Here is a 16,534-nt window from a genome sequence, read left to right as displayed (position 1 = left end):
AGCTATTCAACTCTCATGCTTTTATAATAGTTGGTGTTGTATATGGAACTGTGATTCGACGTACTGTTGTTGTGAAATTAGCCGTTCCCGACGAGCGGCGCGACAATCTCCGCGAAACCACCGAGCGGTTCCGTCAAGCCGCTCAACTGGTCGCAGACCGCGCGTTCGAGCGCAACGACGACGGCTACGTCATTACGTCGAAAACGAAGCTCCACCACCTCACGTATCAGCAGGTCCGCCAAGCCACTGACGGGCTGAACGCTGATCTCGTCTGTGCCGCCCGGAACTACGCGGCGGACTCGGTGAAGGGCGTCATATCGGCATGGCAGAACGGGAAGTACGCTACCCAACCCACGTTCACGGCAAACACCGTGGTCTACAACAAGAACGCGGTGACCTACCGCGACGACCACTGTACGCTTGCGGCGGTCAACGGGCGCGTAACAGCCGAGTACGTCCTTCCCCCGGAAGGCGAGAACCCACAGACGACGTACCTGCGAAACGACGAGTGGGAGCTTCGGGAATCGACGCTTCACTACCGCGATGGCGAGTACTATCTTCACGTCGGCGTAGCCAAAGACGACGAGCCGCCGGATGCCGAGGGCGGGACGGTCCTCGGCGTCGACCTTGGCGTGAAAACGATAGCCGCTACATCGACGGGCTGCATGTGGTCGGGCGGCTACCTCAATCACCGACGCCGCGAATACGAGACGATTCGTGGCTCACTGCAACAGACTGGGACGGAATCGGCTCACCGAACTATCGACGGGATCGGCGACCGGGAAAGCCGATGGGCGGAAGACTACCTCCACCGTCTCTCGAAGGCCCTCGTTCAAGAAGCAAGAACGCACGACTGTTCTACAATCGCCTTCGAGGACCTCACCGATATTCGAGACCGTATGCCGGGCGCGAAAGCGTTCCACGCATGGGCATTCAGACGGCTCTACGAGTACGTCGAGTACAAAGCCACAGAGTTCGGGATATCGACCACACAGGTAGACCCGGCGTATACGTCCCAACGGTGTTCAAAGTGCGGTCACACCGAACGTGGGAACCGCCCGAAACAGGAGCGGTTCTGTTGTCGAAAGTGCGGCTACGAGGTTCACGCGGACTACAACGCGGCGAAGAACATTGGAATCAAGCATGTCCACGCAGGGCAAAAGTCTCCGCGTGGACGGGCCAACCGTCAACTGGCCCTGAAGTCGGGAACGTTGAACGTGAGTGACGAGTTTTCGTCCGCCGAAGTTTCGGCGTGAACGGGAGTTCACCGACAAGCCCCGGCGTTTACGCCGGGGTAGTTGACCTATGATCTGAGGAATCTCAATCATCAATGACGTAGATAGCGAACACTTCCAGTAAGGATCAAGGCGAGTGAGAGCAGTGACAAGACTAACTGCGGAATACCGAACCAGAACGGTGTCGCTGGGACAATCGCTCGTAGGAGAATGAGGATCGATGAGAGAATCGGGATATCATTCCCCGGCGCAACGATCGATGACGTATCTGAATTGTATTGCGGTCCACCGACTGTTTCGCCCACCGGGAGTCGATCCGCTTCATACGGAATCCGTGGTGTTCTTGTACTCCATACGACTTTGCCTTCGGAATTCACCTCAACGATTCGTCTGTTTAGTGTATCGGTGATGAGCGTATTTCCATTTGGCAGCCGATCAGCATCACGTGGCCAATTAAACTCGACGCCACTAGCACTTCCTACTGCCCAAACAGGACGCCATTCCCCACTTTCGGTGCGGTGCAGTTCAACAATGCGGTCGTTGTCACTATCGGCAACGAGTACGGCACCATCTCCTAACCACTGTGGATTGTGTTGATGATTAAGCACAGAGGGATCACCACAGCGAACATTGCCATCATTATCATAATCAGCTAACTGGCCTGACCGTCGACAGCTTTCATCAGAGCTTGTTGGAGTATCCTTATTGATTACCTCGACAACACCTTTGCCTCGTTGAATGACCAATAATTGGTTTGTATTCCGAATCGAAATCAGATATCGACCATCACCAATGACGTCGACATCGTTGATATGCAGCCAATCAGACTTTGTTGGATCACTTGGCGCATCATAGAATGAACTCCCATTCCATTGCCATGTAACTGCACCATTTTTTACCGTAAAGATGCGCTCGTGTTCCATATCGGTCATCAGATATTCCCCTGAAGCGAGGGGCTCGACATCGTGAACCTCACTGTCTTTTTTGTCACGAACTGGGAAACTATATTCCGAGATAACATTGGGAGTGGGTATGGGATCAATCACACGAAACCCTGAGCGAGAACATGGAGATTCATAGGGAGCACATTTCTGATATCCACCATCCATAAACCCTGCCAATACCGTTCCATTGCTCGTCTTCGTTACGTCGAAATAGCTATTTGCACTAGCTTCGCGCCATGTCACATTTCGCCCAGTCAAAAGATATACACTTCCATACTCATGCCAACCAGGCCCACCACCTTGTGATCCCACTAAAGTTCGGCGGCTATCGCTATCACCGACGGAACCAATCTCTGGTGCAAGGGTCCCACTGACAACTACAGTTAATACCAAAAGGATGACACCGATTACGGCGAGCCAGGTACCTTGACGGCGGGGATTCATTATATTTCATACTCTGAGATGTCGCAAAGGTTTTGCGATCTCTAATAGGTGATACAAAATCTCAGGCGATGAGTCGAAGCCTATCAATCATGGCGGAACCTAATTGAGCGCACGTTCGTGGTGAGAGCGATCCCTCGAACCAACAGCGTAATCAGGCCGTCTCTCGGATGAGTACCCGAATCACCGAGGAATTCCCAAAGGACATGGCTGTGCTTGCCGAGCATCGACCCGCCAAACTCGAAGAACTTCGTGAGATTGTCTGTGAGGAAGCCAACAAAGAATGATTCAACTATAGAAATACACGGCGGGGAGGCACTGTCTAGATAAGGAAAACCAAGCGATAGCGGTACGATTAGCGAAATTTCACCCACCGATAGTAGGTGGCTGATTCTTGCTATCGAGATCAGCTGCACTGTAAGAAGACGGAAAGTGGCTACTTCACCGAACCCCTAGTCATGATCAGACAAAGTGGTTCGTTCACTATTCCCGTTACAGGCGCTAAAATGCCACTCAACACCAGAACCACTTAACTAGACAGTGCCGGCGGGGAGTACTTAATGAATTGTAAACAGTATCGAACATACCCAGAGAATCCCAATGACCCTAGAAACGACCACCTGGTTTGGCTCTGGCGTAGATGCTTCTGATCCGAGTCGATCGTCCCAATATGCATTAGTCGCATCCGAGACGATCGACCCCGAAGTATCGCGTCCGGAGATTGTTATCGGCGTTGTCGACGTGATCATGGACGTTATTGAACCGACAGTCGGCCAGACCACGCTCTCGCTGTACGAGTACGTGAATCCAGATGCGCTCGAAGACATCATCGAAGTCAGTGCATCGAAAAAGAGTGACAACGAGGTGCGATCCACTACCGAGGACTATCTCGTCACGGTTTGGAGTGACTACACCATCCTCATTTACAAACCGATCGGGACACAACTCGATACTGGTGAAAACCCATGCCCGACTAGCTGATCAACAAAATGGTTCCTTATTTCGCGATGTAGTACGACGCTTTCTTCTCCCGAGACTGACGTCGCTATTCAGACCCGTAATCAGTGAGCCGGAGCTTCCCTTCAACTTCATAGAGATGTCCGTTCATGTAGAGTCGTTCGATGATATCCTCGGCAGCAGGTTGATCTAGATCCTCTTCTTCGTTCAAAATCGTATAGGCATACTCGTAGGTGAGTTCGTTCTCATCAGGTAGTCTTCTCGTGAGCGCATCAAGCGCGTCTTGGGCGAGTGGAGTCAGTGGCGATTTCCCATTTGGAACCATACGTACTCTCAAATTCACCCACCTTGTTGGTAAACTCTTGGTCAGGGGACTATCCGTGTGACTAGAAAGTGGAATAAGGGAATGGGCAGCCGATGTGGGTGTGTGGGTCGGGATGAGTACGAGAATCCACATCCTCTGCTGGGTTATGCTAACTACACTCGATGTTTGGTACCCGATGGATAAAGTCTTCAGCCAACCACGGTGGAAGTACAACTGAATGTACCTACTGCAACCTCGATTCTATCATTCTCATCACCACTACTGCACCGAGAACAGGACCGACAAGGCGAACACTTTGTGGTTAGCATATTATACTAACCACTAATGCCCAACCCAATCAAACGGTCCGGCGATGGTCTTGCTCTCCAGATCACAAAGTCTGCCCGAGCCGCTGGACTCGTTGAAAAGACTCTGCAACACATCTACGAAACAATCTCTGACAAACCCGAGAAGATGGTCAAATATGAAAACGCGCTTCGGTCCGACTAACACCGACGAAGAAACAATCCGACCAGGCACTAACGCAGATTGAACACTAAGGCGATTTGAGAGGACTAAGCCGTTCGTGTCCGTATAATCGAGCCGATCCACTGTCTGTTTCTATACAATTATTTGACAGAATACGATAGTTAGGTGCTGACAGACGAAGAACTGACTATTCCCGGATTGACACAATCCAAACTGGCTTCGTACGACACTCCTGAGTACGGTAGTTGTCTCCGCGACTATCGACTAGAAATCTATCGAAGACTGCGTGAAGACTGACTACTTCGATTGTAGTCGGAGCTACCTGGTCAACTCCATTGCTCTCGACCCTATGTTTCTTATGACCGGTCAAGCAATGTATCCGATAGTAAATGACACGCACAACCGAACTACTTTCACGCGATCCAAGTGATCGAATCCAAGTATTGGACGCTGACGGCAACGTTGTCACACCAGAGCTAGTACCCGACCTCGATGATGAGACGTTCATCGCAATGTACCGCGATATGCAGTTCTGTCGGCGGTTCGATGAGCGTATCATCAGTTTACAGCGACAGGGTCGTCTTGGAACCTACTCATCATTGGCTGGCCAAGAGGGTGCACAAATCGGCTCAACGTATGCGTTGGCCGATGAGGATCTCATCTCATACCAATACCGTGAACATGGGGCTGTTGTGGCACGAGGATTCCCATGGGAGTACTTACTCTACTGGGCAGGTGATGAACACGGGAATGCCGCACTCGCGGAAAAGAACATTCTGCCACTCAATATCACCATCGGTGATCACCTCCCGCATGTGGTCGGGATGGCGTGGGCGGCGAAATTACAAAACGATGACAACGTAACGATTGCTCACTTCGGAGACGGTGCGACGTCGGAAGGAGATTTCCACGAGGCACTCAATTTCGCAGGTGTGTTTGACGTTCCGGCGGTGTTCATTTGCAACAACAATCAATGGGCCATTTCTGTCCCCACCGAGCGTCAGACGGCCAGTGCAACCTTTGCACAGAAAGCGCATGCTTATGGGTTCGAAGGTGTACAGGTCGATGGGATGGATCCGCTTGCGATGTATGCCGTAACGGACGCTGCTCGCAAGAAGGCAAAACAACCGACTGACGGGTCCCTGCGTCCGACTCTGATCGAAGCAGTTCAATACCGATTTGGCGCACACACAACTGCCGATGACCCCTCTGTGTATCGTGACCCAGCAGACGTAGAGTCCTGGCGCCAGCGTGATCCACTGAGTCGCTTTGAATCATTTCTTTGCAACACAGATCGCCTCGATAACGACGAGATCAGCCGTATCGATTCCGAAATCGACGATTCCCTTGCGAATCTGATCGACCCCGTGGAAGAACACGATGCCAATCCAGATGAGATGTTTGACTACACATTCGCTGAACCGACCGATAGACTGCTAGATCAACGCGAGTATTTAGGCTCACTTCGTCAGACGTACGGTGATAACGCGCTGCTACAAGATGAATAGGACTCAGTAGGAAGGTCTGGAAGAGTACTACACTGATACGGTGATGATCTTTACCTAATTTCAATATTTTAAAATAGTGGCCAATAATTATTTCATATAGTTCCGTATTTACAGAGTCGATGCCTTCCAGGAAAAGAGATCTAAACGACTCGAAACAACGGAATATACTCGTCGTTTGTCTCGATACAGTTCGTGCGGATGTCTTTGCTAAACATGCGAATCATCTCCACCGAATGGCTGATGTCTCCTTTACGCAATGTCGTGCTGCGAGTTCGTGGACGGTTCCAAGTCACGCGAGCATGTTTACCGGACAATTACCATCGGTACACAGTGTTCACACTCATAACAGGCGGTTTAACACCATTGAGCAAGAAGACACGTTTCTCGCTGATCTCGATGGCTACACTACGTTTGGAGTGAGTTCGAACACGTGGGCGGCCCCTATGTACGGCTTCGATACCTGGTTCGATTCGTTCGACGTTGTCGATCCGAGACACCGATATCCCGAGGCGACGAGTCTAAACGAGGTAAGTCGGGAAACGGAGGGTTCGGACAAGTACCTCGGATACCTGCGAGCAGCGTTAGCGGACGACCATTCGTTCTTGAGCTTCAAGAACACCGCGTACGGATATCTCAATGACCTTATGGAGGACGGACCAATACCGAAACTGGTCGATGACGGTGCGGCAGGAGTACTCCGCACCGTGAAACAACACGTAAACAAAGTTGATTCGCCCTATTTCGGCTTTTGCAATCTGATGGAGGCACACACCCCGCTTCAGCGATGCGTGCAATACGATGCCGACCTCGCAGACGTTCCTTTCTCATGGACGTCGAAGAACTTCGATTTCTGGGATTTGGTTGGCGAGTCCGACGGACACGACGAGTATTGGAAAAACCGAAAGAAGGTGTATGCCGCGAGCATCGACTACCTTGATCGCATTCTCGCGAAGTTCGTTCACTATATTCTCGATTCAGCAGACCGGCAGACGACTATCATCATCACCGCTGACCACGGTGAAAACCACGGAAGCGAAGCTGACGAATATCTCTCGAATCACAAAAGTAGTCTTTCGGAGAGCTTGATTCACGTCCCACTATTGCTCATCAACCCACCGGAGGGATACAGCACCGAAGAAAATGATTTTGTGTCCCATTTCGATCTTGGGAGACTCGTCATCGGATTGGCTCACGGAGACACTCCCGATGTGTTTCGAGACCGATTGCCAGCAGAATTGGTGGGCATGAGTGCAGGACCTGAGCCGCCATCCGATTATGAGTATTGGGATCGCATGATTCGCTGTGTGTACGACGGAACGACGAAAACTGTGTGGGACTCACTCGGTAACTGTTCAGAATACGAAATACAGCCCGATTGCCCATCATGGCAATCGAAGAGTGAGTCAAGAGAAGGGATTCCCAATATCGACTCCGAATTTTTCGAGATTCCGATCGAAGAGGCAAAAGTGATGGCGAAAAACGATGAGAGTGAAGAGATTCTGCTAAACGCAGCGAGCAAACAACGACTCCAAGAACTTGGATATTTGTAACCGTCTTTATAAATTGAACAGCGGGCACTGTCTAGTTTAGCTCCTCCTCAACAGGTGTTCGGTTGTTGAGCGATTGATGCGGTCTCTGATGATTATAGTAATGCACAAACTGTTCAAGCCACTGCTGGAGCTCGGCCGACTGCCCACCCACGATGTATAGAAGCGGTCGATGCGCTGTTTGAGCGTGTGAAACCACTTTTCGATCAGGTTTCGCTCCGTGTAGTTGAGCCGACTGCTCAGTCCAATTCGAAAGAGGGCAGTCCGATAGCCGTAGCCATCAACGAGAAACACAGCGTCCGAGAGATCGTGTTTCTCGGCTAGTCCAGACAGAAACACAGCTGCTTGATCGGTACCATGCTGATCAAACACTGTGACATCGAGTAGCAGTTTTGTTTCGGTGTCTATTGCAGAGTCTACCCAAAACCATTCGCCATTAATTTTGACAGCGGTTTCGTCCACCGCGACCCGCGTCGGCGTCGCCGACGGCGGGTCGGAAACGCTGTTAGCGAGCCGAAGAACCCATTGAAAGATTGCTTGATGCGACCGTTTCACGCCGAGGAGGGCAAGAATCGTTTTTGTTTCTCTAAGTGAACATCCAGTCGCGTGGAGCCGGACGGCGAACGCCCGTCAGGGCGTTTCCGTCAGCTCACGCTCCCAACATTCAAGCGTAGCCGTGTCTAAACTCTCTCTGAGCAAGTTTGAGAGTAGCATGAACACCTAGCTCTTCGACCTGCTCGTCCTTATCTAGACAGTGCCGGTCCACATTTTATTGCTATCTAAATCAATTTTCTATTAAAGCGGAATTCCACTCGGATCACTAGTCATTATCGACACTAAGCTGTTTGTACTATTCAAAATAAAAAATTTTAAGTGAGTCACTGTCTACCTATTACCATGGTAAAGGAGTTTATCGACCAAGATTCGCTTGAAACCGTTGTGTTTGAATGGGGTCAAAGTAAATGGATGAGCACTCCTGACATCACTGGTGCAGAATCATTCAGCGTTGGTCAAGTACAACTTGAACCAGGAAAGGCCCACGAACGTCATACACATCAAGACAGTGAAGAAGTCCTTTATTTTCTTAGCGGGGAAGGACTACAAGTGATCGATGACAAGGAAAAGACTGTATCCGCAGGAGATGTTGTTTATATTCCTGAAGGTATAGAACATAGCACAGAAAATACGTCATGGGAACCACTCCGATTTCTTGCTATGTATGGACCTCCTGGTCCAGAATCAGAATTACAAGATATGCCTGACAACACAATTCTTCCTCCCGGAGAGTTGCCAGAGTAGCGAGCCAGCAATAAGTACTCTATTATTGAGACAGATAGTATCTTACATCATACAATCAACGATAGTATCTGTAGATAAGTTTGATGGACGGTCAGAAAGGGTTATTTTGCCCTGATTCAATATCATTATCTCGTCAACTAACTCTCTGACAATATCCAGGTCATGAGATACAAGAATAATAGAAGTATCTGAATTCTTTCGAAGGTTGCGAACAAAATCCACCACTAGATCCCGATCACCTCTTGACAGTTCTGTGAGTGGTTCATCGAGCATCAGCACTTCCGGTTCTGAAGCTATCGACCGACTAATCGATAAAATCTGTTTCTGACCTCCAGTGAGATCTTCGACTTTATCGTTAGGATCTAATGAATCGACACCATATTTCGTAAGCTGGTCGTTTACTTCTTCTACCATTCGCTTTTTATTTAGAGTTTTTAAAGGCCCATATCTAGTAGTCAATTCACGTCCCATAAAGAAATTTTCCCATACAGTTGTCGAATCAACTAATGCCATGTATTGATATGTCATGTTTATACCTGCTTCATACGCTTCCTGGGGATTTCTAAATGACATCTCTTCTCCGTTTATGTATATTTTCCCGCTATCTGGTTGGAGGTATCCATTTAGGATCTTTAACAGCGTCGACTTACCAGCACCATTATCTCCTACTAGGCCTAAAATTGAGTTCTGGTTTAGTCCAAATGAGACACTTGTAAGTGCATCTACTGCACCATAGCTTTTTGAAATACCATCGACAGTCAGGGCATCTTCATCTTGGTTCATATGTTACCTTCCATCATTAGGCGGTCACATTTTTTTCGACCGATTGATTCATTATCGAATTTCCCGACCATATTTCCTTGTCTAAGTATCATTATGTCATCGACTCTCTCTTCTATTGTGCTATACCATTGGCTGGTGATAATTATCGATCCGGTTTTTGAATACTCATGTAAGATCTTCCAAAGTTGGTTTATTGCGCGTTCCGATAACCCTCTGAAGGGTTCATCAAGTAATAGAAGGTCTGGATCCGATTCAATAGCACGGCTTACTACGAGAATACGACGCTGGCCACCTGATAATTCGAATGATTCCTTGTTTGGGTCGAAGTCAAACCCATATTCTGTCAGCGTTTTTTTGACGTTTGACTCCATATTTTTCCTATCGACTGTCTTAATTATCCCATATTTTTTGGTCATCTCTCTCCCCATGAAAAAATTTTCCCAAACTGCAGCTCCATCAACTAGTGCAAATTCCTCATAAGTCATTGCAACTCCTCTATCTCGAGCAACTTGAGGATTTTTTGGTGAGTAGCGATCCTCTCCCAAGATTAGTGTCCCGCTATCTGGTTGTACGTATCCGTTCAGGATTTTTAGTAGGGTTGATTTACCAGCACCGTTATCGCCTACCAATCCGAGAATCGAATTTTGTTCGACTTCGAATGAAACATCTTCAAGTGCTACAACTTCTTGATAGCTTTTGGAGAGGTTTTCTACTCTGAGATTGGGCATATCTGCTGCCATTTTATGCACCACCCGGAAGTATGTTTTTCAAACTCTCTTGTCTTTTCAATTCCATGAAAACAACTGCGACGAATACCAATAGGCCTTGTACCAATTGGAATTCGTATCCACTCACACCTGCGACCCGGGTTATTGTCAAGATGAGTTGGACAAGCAATGCCCCGGCTGGTACGTTGATAATTTTACCAGTCCCTCCAAATAGGGAAACACCGGCGATCACGGGTGCCGCGATTGCTGGCATTAGTATGTCAGCTCCTGTACCAGAGGATATCACGCCCACCCGCCCAATCAGTGCGATTCCACCGATTGACGCCAAAAGAGAGCTAATAAGAAATGCATTTCTCCGATATTTTGATGCTTCTATTCCCATTCGACTAGCTGAATCAGGGTCACCGCCGACTAAGAAGAGACGTCGTCCGCTCACCGTATTCACACTATAAAACCACATTATTGCTACTACGATTACAGTAAGGATGACCAGGTTGCGAACTGGTCCTGTAGATCCTACCCCGATCGTTTGGTAAAACTCTGGAAGGTTTGCGAGAGTACGTCCCTGAGTAAGAGAAAGGACTGCTCCTTGGAGTGCCCACCATGACGCCAAAGTTTGGATGAGAGATGGAACTCCAATTTTTGTAATGACAATTCCATTGATGTACCCAATTATTAGTGCAGTGATGATTGTAACGGGGAATGCAACGAATCCTGGGAGTCCATAGTCTTGTATCACCAGTATCCCGACTAGCGGTGCAAATAATAGCACGCTAACGATTGAGAGGTCGATTTCCGCGACGATGAGTGCAAATGCCATCCCAATCGCAAGGATTGTAACCGCTGTAGACTGTAACAGGACTGTTTGTATGGTGTTGTATTCAAATAATTGTGGAAGGAAAAATCCAGCAACAATATATAGCCCTATTGTCAGTAACCACGGGAAGTAATCCTGCAGTGCGTTTTGAATAATGGCGTTATTACTTTTTCTCACATATTCGACAATTCCTGCCTCACTATTACTCCGTTTCATAGTACGTGTATCATATTCAAGGGTTATAAACCTACGTATTGTATAATAATTCTAATATTAAAGATGTTTCTATTCATTTTGAAACCCCAAGTATGTTGGATGAGGTCCAATGACTAATTATATTTTACTCAGGTAATCGAGTTTTTCACCATAATCCCCGTTTTTGAGTTTCTTATTGAATTCATCAACGAGCTTATCTACGTAACCTGGTTTCTTGTCTTGAGTGTTGAACTCAACATCCATCAATTCAGTTCGACCTTTCCAAGCTGGCCAGACGTTTGCCCAGTGATTGTGCTTATTGCAGTTATCTCGGGAAAGTGCATATGGCTCCGGTGGTGAGATTCCGACTGGGACACCATAGTCTGATTTCTCAATTTTAATTTTACCCTTTGATTCTCCCCAATAGAGATCAACCGGATCTTCTGGGGTCTTTGTTGTTGTGCCAATTGGTACTTCCGGGATTTCTTTACCAGATTTTTGGATCGATGGGTCATTCAAAATATGGTCATAGAATAGCTTGCTAATATTTTGAGTGATACAGAACGGGGTCTGAGGCACAGTTATATCTTGTAACCCTTTACGCACGAACATCGCAGAGCTAGGGTATCCATCAATACCAGCCACGAAAATATGCTTTTCATGCTCTGCATGGTATAGCATATTATTTGCCGCTAAAGCGTTCAAAATCACCTGTGAATATGCCCCGTCACTATCTGCAAGTACTGCATCAGCGTGGTTTCCCGAAAAGTAAGTCTGTGCAGCATTAGACCAACTATTGATAGTCCCGCCTGCTGCGATCTGCTTATAATTGACGTTTGGATTATCTTTCATCAGTGACTTCACGGACTTCGCTCGCTTGTTCCAACCCGTAACGTCAGGATCTCCCTGAAAATGCACAATTGTTTTCCCATTTGGGGATCCGTATTTTGCTTCAAGCCAGTCGAGTGCTTTGTTTGCCATCAGCTTGCCCATTTTTCCATCTGATGATTGAATATTATGCGTGACCCCTTTTCCAACACCGTCTTTATTACCCGCTACTGGTGTATTGTATTTGCTTTTTGCCGTCTCAATGGCCTGTTTGTGTGCTCCAAAGGATGCCGGATTAACGATTAGTGCGTCATGATTTTGTGCACGGGTAAGGATTTCATCATTCATTGCTGCTGGGTCCCACCCTGGGAAACTAAATGAAAAATCCCAATCTCGTTTGTGTGCTTCAATGAGATTACCAGCAGGCATTGCTCGCCACCACGTCGATTCTGATGTTGGACCAATGAAATGGATCGATTTGCCATTATCCCATTTTGATCCCTTTGTTACTCCGCCAGAGCTTCCATCTTCTCCTGGATTATTTGCACATCCTGATAGTGCGACAATTGTTGTTGCACCTGCAGTTTTGAGAAATTTACGTCTATTCGCTAGTAATTTGCGACTACCGTTAGTATTGTTCATCGATACCAATCACCAGTCATGCTTCATTGGTAATAAAACATTTGGTTCTTACAATAATGTCGGAGTTTATAAAATATAATTGCATCTCATGGACGACTCTACTTTGGACTGCTCTCGGTAGCGGCTATGTGAATACAGCGTTCACAGTGATTTGAATTCCTCCACTTGTTCTTGGATGGCCCCCTCTGTGGGTAAACGCTCCATACTTGACGCTCCGAAAAAGCCGTGGATTCCCTCGGTGTTCTCAAGTGAATATGCAACATCTTCTGGTTCAGCGAGCGCACCCCCATGGGAAATCACGAAGACATCGGAGTTCGTCTCCACTGCTGCATCACGCATTTTCTGGACTTTGTCTGAGGCAGCATCCAGCGTAGAGACATCTTTCGCCCCAATATCTCCACCACGTGTTAATCCCAAGTGTGCCACAATAACGTCAGCACCAACGTCCGCCATTCTGCGTGCCTGATCTTCATTAAACACGTATGGGGCAGTGAACAGCCCTCTGTCGCTCGCATTCTCTATCATTTCGATCTCTTGCTCATACCCCAGTCCGAGATCGTCCAATTCTTTTCCAAATTGTCCATCGATGAGTCCGTGTGTGGGGAAATTTTGTACTCCAGAAAAACCAAGCCGTTTGATCTCTTCGAGGAATACATCCATATCTCGAAATGGATCTGAACCGTGAACTCCGGCTAAGACTGGTGTGTCCTCCACTACAGGAATAACTTCATCTGCCATGTCCACGACGATCTCGTTTGCATCTCCGTAGGCAAGAAGACCAGCATGGGAGCCACGTCCACCCATACGATACCGCCCAGAATTATAGATGATTATGAGATCCGTTCCTCCTCGCTCTGCAAACTTTGCAGAGATCCCGGTTCCTGCACCAGATCCAATAATCGGTTCATCGTTATCGATGGTCTCTTGCAATCTCTCTCGTAGTTCCTCACGAGTATACTTCATTGGCATATAACCATCTGCTACTGACAAACCAATCGTTAATATAGTTATTGTATAAAATATTTTATTTTCATGAATCTGAAGACTTGGATCTCACATGCTTACGTAATATACCGAATACCAATAGACAATGGGCAAGTCGACATTTAAAGTCTAACAGTTCATCGCTTCTCGTTCTGCGAGATAGAACAACTTTGAAAGTGAGATATCGGACATCGAAGAAGTAACAATCAAGTCGTTTGCCCACCGGTTCTTGATGATTATCTTCCAACTGATCGCTATGCTAGTTTCACGACCCCCTGCAACATCATTACAGTATTAGCTGTGTAATGCCAGTGGTCTTAGTACCGAGTATAGCTGACATCAAGTCTCAATTCACTGATCGCGTTTAGAAGTTGGTCACAAATCTTATTCTCATACTTTTCATTTTTGAATCTATGCGAGGGTCCCGTGATTGTTAGCACTCCATGCAAGTTATCTTCTGTATCCACGAGTGGAGCAGCAATACTACGAAGACCTTCGATGAACGTTTCGTCATCAACGATATAATTTGGAGTACCTCCATTTTGTCCCGACGTAAAATCATCAATATCTGCAAAAACTTCGCCAGCAACGATCGTGGATGGTGGAATTCGTTGTCCCACCCTTATATTTGTATTCGCTGCTCGATCTCCTTTTTCTATAAATAGAATTACTGCAGCCGAATTATCTCTTACAATGAATTGACTGATCTCTCCAGTTTCATCTGCAATTTCTCGGACTTTTTCATGAATATGGGAAAATTCTGGATCTCTTGTTTGGATTCCTCCTGCAAAGTCAAGGAATCGGAACCCCAATCTGTAGTTTCCATCTTCTCTATCCACATAATCTCTGAGATAAAGCGTTTTTAGGTGATTATGGATTGTACTTTTTGATGGACCGAGTTCACCCGCGATCTCTGAAACACCGCTTTCACCGTTCTCGTGTAGAAATTCGATAATTTTGAGAGTAGTTAAAGTCACTTGTACCGGTACATTAGGTGTTTCTCCTGCCATAGTATACCCGTTTAAAGTGGAAATATAAAACAGTTCTGCCAGACAGAACCTCTTCAAAGCGTTATTCTGATCAAATTGTTGCTAATGATTTACTATCGCTGTAATTAATACTCCCAATCTACTTTTCCTGGCTTTTCGTGGTTCTATCTAGCAGAACGTCATTCAGGAAAAAACAATCTCTATAAGCTCATGGTGAATGCAAAAGCGGTTATAATATCCCAATCATTATATTAAAGGAATACCTATTGATCATTGTAACCATCCCACACAAAGGAGCCAATAATGTCTGAAACTCACCTCATCGGAATTGACATGGAAATTCAAGAATTTCGTATCACCGCCTATGATCGGAGTGGGAACAAAGTGTTAGGGTCAAAGGCAGAATTTGATCAATATTCCATCGATGATTGGGTTCGAGCTCTTAGAGATGCATCTGTGTTCCTTCCAAAAGGGAGAAATATCGTGACAGCAGTCGGGACTTCTGGTACGATTGTACCGGTAGACAAATATGGGACGCCAGTATTTGAACCACAATGGTATTTTGAGACTGCTCCTAAACAAGCATCTCGACTACGAAAGCTAGGAATTGCTAATGATCTTCTCAATGGGCGACTTCTCCTTTCTGCCTCTAGTCCCATTCCGAAGATTCTTGCTCTACGAGAGCAGAATCCGGACCGATTTGAGAAAATCGAGTGGATATTGAGCCCTACAACGTGGCTTTTGTATCGCTTGCACATGCAACACGGCGAAAGATGGAGAGATATCAAGACAGATTGGAATAACGCTCTTAAGTTTGGTGCAGATATTTCCACAACCAGTCCGCAGTGGTATGAGCCAGTATTTGATACATTAGACCTCTCGGTGGATATTTTTCCAGAGATTACCGCTCCTGGTTCATGGATCGGTCATGCAAAAAGTCAGTTAGCCAGCGAAATGGGACTTAGAGACGCAGAGATCTATCATGGATTAACCGATGGAAATGCTTCTGCTCTTGCTGCTGGATCAATTCAAAGCGGAGATTGTAGTATTATCTGTGGTACTTCCAGTGTTATTAAATATGCATCTCAGAAAATAGATGCGCATAACTCATTGTATTTCCATCGACACCCTATCAAGGGATATCTTGCGAGTGCTGCATTTGATACTGGCTATATTTTGCGGTGGTTTTGTAAGAATGTTTTAGATACTAGCCTCTCTTCTGGATTAAAGCTTGCTCAATCTACGAATGCAGGCGATGAACCCCGTGTGTTCATACAGGGAGATAGAAGCCCATTTTTCAATGCCGATGTAGGTTCGACGATACTAGATTTCTGGCCGGAAGATAAAGAATCACCGGAGGAAACGAGGGGGCGATTAGTCCGGGGATTCGCAACTGGAATTGCTCTTTCAGAAAATACGTATTTTGACCTCCTCGAAAACCAATTTGATAATCTCAACACTGTCCATCTAATCTCGGGCGGTAAATCCCAAGGACAGGGACCTTTCACATGGTGGAATACTCTTAGAGCTTCAATCTGGGAACAAGACGTTATAAAGATGAAACCGAGGACTTCCGCTGGTGCACTAATTCCCACGGCTCTTGAAGCTTCTATCTATCCGAATGTCAAGAAAGCAAGTGATTCGCTTTTACATAGTCATGGTCCGATTCCCTCAGACGAGTCTATTCATAGCTTATATGAAGATGAGAGAACTGAGTTTAAAGAAAATTGGGAGACAATTAACTATTTATACAAGATGATTAGGGATCGGCGCGAGTCCTAAGCGATAATCGCGTAGAGATACTATAACATGGCTGTTTAGACATCTTGACTCTTGTTATCTCT

Annotated in this window: 14 protein-coding genes and 2 pseudogenes; 7 read left to right on the top strand and 9 right to left on the bottom strand. The window is 46.7% G+C overall.

Annotated elements, in window-relative coordinates; translation table 11 throughout:
- Positions 1 to 50 precede the first annotated feature (50 nt).
- Complete coding sequence (locus ACGYLY_RS24165; protein WP_395291288.1) at positions 51 to 1,256, top strand: RNA-guided endonuclease InsQ/TnpB family protein; 1,206 nt, start codon at positions 51 to 53, stop codon at positions 1,254 to 1,256.
- Between the two features lie 71 nt (positions 1,257 to 1,327).
- Here ACGYLY_RS24165 and ACGYLY_RS24160 read toward each other — a convergent pair whose 3' ends face one another.
- Positions 1,328 to 2,623, bottom strand: a complete 1,296-nt coding sequence (locus tag ACGYLY_RS24160; protein WP_395285308.1) for an aryl-sulfate sulfotransferase — start codon at positions 2,621 to 2,623, stop codon at positions 1,328 to 1,330.
- A 597-nt stretch (positions 2,624 to 3,220) separates the two neighbouring features.
- Here ACGYLY_RS24160 and ACGYLY_RS24155 point away from each other — a divergent pair.
- Positions 3,221 to 3,601 carry a HalOD1 output domain-containing protein gene (locus tag ACGYLY_RS24155; RefSeq protein WP_395285307.1) on the top strand — a complete coding sequence of 127 codons (381 nt, stop codon included), beginning with the start codon at positions 3,221 to 3,223 and terminating at the stop codon, positions 3,599 to 3,601.
- Between the two features lie 64 nt (positions 3,602 to 3,665).
- On the opposite strand, the gene ACGYLY_RS24150 is transcribed toward ACGYLY_RS24155, so the two are convergent.
- Positions 3,666 to 3,902, bottom strand: coding sequence for a hypothetical protein (locus ACGYLY_RS24150; protein WP_395285306.1), 237 nt, complete (start codon positions 3,900 to 3,902; stop codon positions 3,666 to 3,668).
- Between the two features lie 402 nt (positions 3,903 to 4,304).
- Here ACGYLY_RS24150 and ACGYLY_RS24145 point away from each other — a divergent pair.
- The 3 genes and pseudogenes from ACGYLY_RS24145 to ACGYLY_RS24135 form a co-directional block, all read left to right on the top strand.
- Positions 4,305 to 4,391: pseudogene (locus ACGYLY_RS24145) on the top strand (PadR family transcriptional regulator); the annotation flags it as partial.
- Positions 4,392 to 4,759: 368 nt separating this feature from the next.
- On the top strand, positions 4,760 to 5,878 hold the full coding sequence (gene pdhA, locus ACGYLY_RS24140; RefSeq protein ID WP_395285305.1) for a pyruvate dehydrogenase (acetyl-transferring) E1 component subunit alpha: 1,119 nt from the start codon (positions 4,760 to 4,762) through the stop codon (positions 5,876 to 5,878).
- A gap of 119 nt (positions 5,879 to 5,997) precedes the next feature.
- Positions 5,998 to 7,428: a sulfatase-like hydrolase/transferase gene (locus ACGYLY_RS24135; RefSeq protein ID WP_395285304.1), complete on the top strand. Its 1,431-nt coding sequence runs from the start codon at positions 5,998 to 6,000 to the stop codon at positions 7,426 to 7,428.
- Positions 7,429 to 7,459: 31 nt separating this feature from the next.
- Here ACGYLY_RS24135 and ACGYLY_RS24130 read toward each other — a convergent pair.
- A pseudogene (locus ACGYLY_RS24130) lies at positions 7,460 to 8,139 on the bottom strand (IS6 family transposase).
- A 177-nt stretch (positions 8,140 to 8,316) separates the two neighbouring features.
- Here ACGYLY_RS24130 and ACGYLY_RS24125 point away from each other — a divergent pair.
- Positions 8,317 to 8,724 carry a cupin domain-containing protein gene (locus ACGYLY_RS24125; protein WP_395285416.1) on the top strand — a complete coding sequence of 136 codons (408 nt, stop codon included), beginning with the start codon at positions 8,317 to 8,319 and terminating at the stop codon, positions 8,722 to 8,724.
- 42 nt (positions 8,725 to 8,766) lie between these two features.
- Here ACGYLY_RS24125 and ACGYLY_RS24120 read toward each other — a convergent pair whose 3' ends face one another.
- The 6 genes from ACGYLY_RS24120 to ACGYLY_RS24095 all read right to left on the bottom strand — a co-directional run bounded on the left by ACGYLY_RS24120 (position 8,767) and on the right by ACGYLY_RS24095 (position 14,711).
- Positions 8,767 to 9,507, bottom strand: coding sequence for an ATP-binding cassette domain-containing protein (locus tag ACGYLY_RS24120; RefSeq protein ID WP_395285303.1), 741 nt, complete (start codon positions 9,505 to 9,507; stop codon positions 8,767 to 8,769).
- Complete coding sequence (locus ACGYLY_RS24115; RefSeq protein WP_395285302.1) at positions 9,504 to 10,247, bottom strand: ATP-binding cassette domain-containing protein; 744 nt, start codon at positions 10,245 to 10,247, stop codon at positions 9,504 to 9,506. Before ACGYLY_RS24115 ends, ACGYLY_RS24120 begins: the two co-directional genes overlap by 4 nt.
- A gap of 1 nt (position 10,248) precedes the next feature.
- Positions 10,249 to 11,268 (bottom strand): ABC transporter permease, encoded by a 1,020-nt coding sequence (locus ACGYLY_RS24110; protein ID WP_395285301.1) that lies wholly within the window; start codon positions 11,266 to 11,268, stop codon positions 10,249 to 10,251.
- Between the two features lie 117 nt (positions 11,269 to 11,385).
- Positions 11,386 to 12,717, bottom strand: coding sequence for a sugar ABC transporter substrate-binding protein (locus ACGYLY_RS24105; protein ID WP_395285300.1), 1,332 nt, complete (start codon positions 12,715 to 12,717; stop codon positions 11,386 to 11,388).
- A gap of 141 nt (positions 12,718 to 12,858) precedes the next feature.
- The gene (locus ACGYLY_RS24100; protein ID WP_395285415.1) at positions 12,859 to 13,680 is read right to left on the bottom strand and encodes a phosphoenolpyruvate hydrolase family protein; all 822 of its coding nucleotides are present in this window, start codon (positions 13,678 to 13,680) and stop codon (positions 12,859 to 12,861) included.
- A 338-nt stretch (positions 13,681 to 14,018) separates the two neighbouring features.
- Entirely contained in the window at positions 14,019 to 14,711 is a 693-nt protein-coding gene (locus tag ACGYLY_RS24095; RefSeq protein ID WP_395285299.1) for an IclR family transcriptional regulator, read from the bottom strand.
- Between the two features lie 282 nt (positions 14,712 to 14,993).
- Between ACGYLY_RS24095 and ACGYLY_RS24090 the strand changes: the two genes are divergently transcribed.
- Positions 14,994 to 16,472 (top strand): FGGY family carbohydrate kinase, encoded by a 1,479-nt coding sequence (locus tag ACGYLY_RS24090; protein WP_395285298.1) that lies wholly within the window; start codon positions 14,994 to 14,996, stop codon positions 16,470 to 16,472.
- The last annotated feature ends 62 nt before the right edge of the window (positions 16,473 to 16,534 follow it).

The organism is Haladaptatus sp. CMAA 1909, assembly GCF_043952005.1.
GTDB lineage: Archaea > Halobacteriota > Halobacteria > Halobacteriales > Haladaptataceae > Haladaptatus.
The sequence above is the reverse complement of the archived record's forward strand: the minus strand, read 5'-3'. Positions and strand labels throughout refer to the sequence as shown.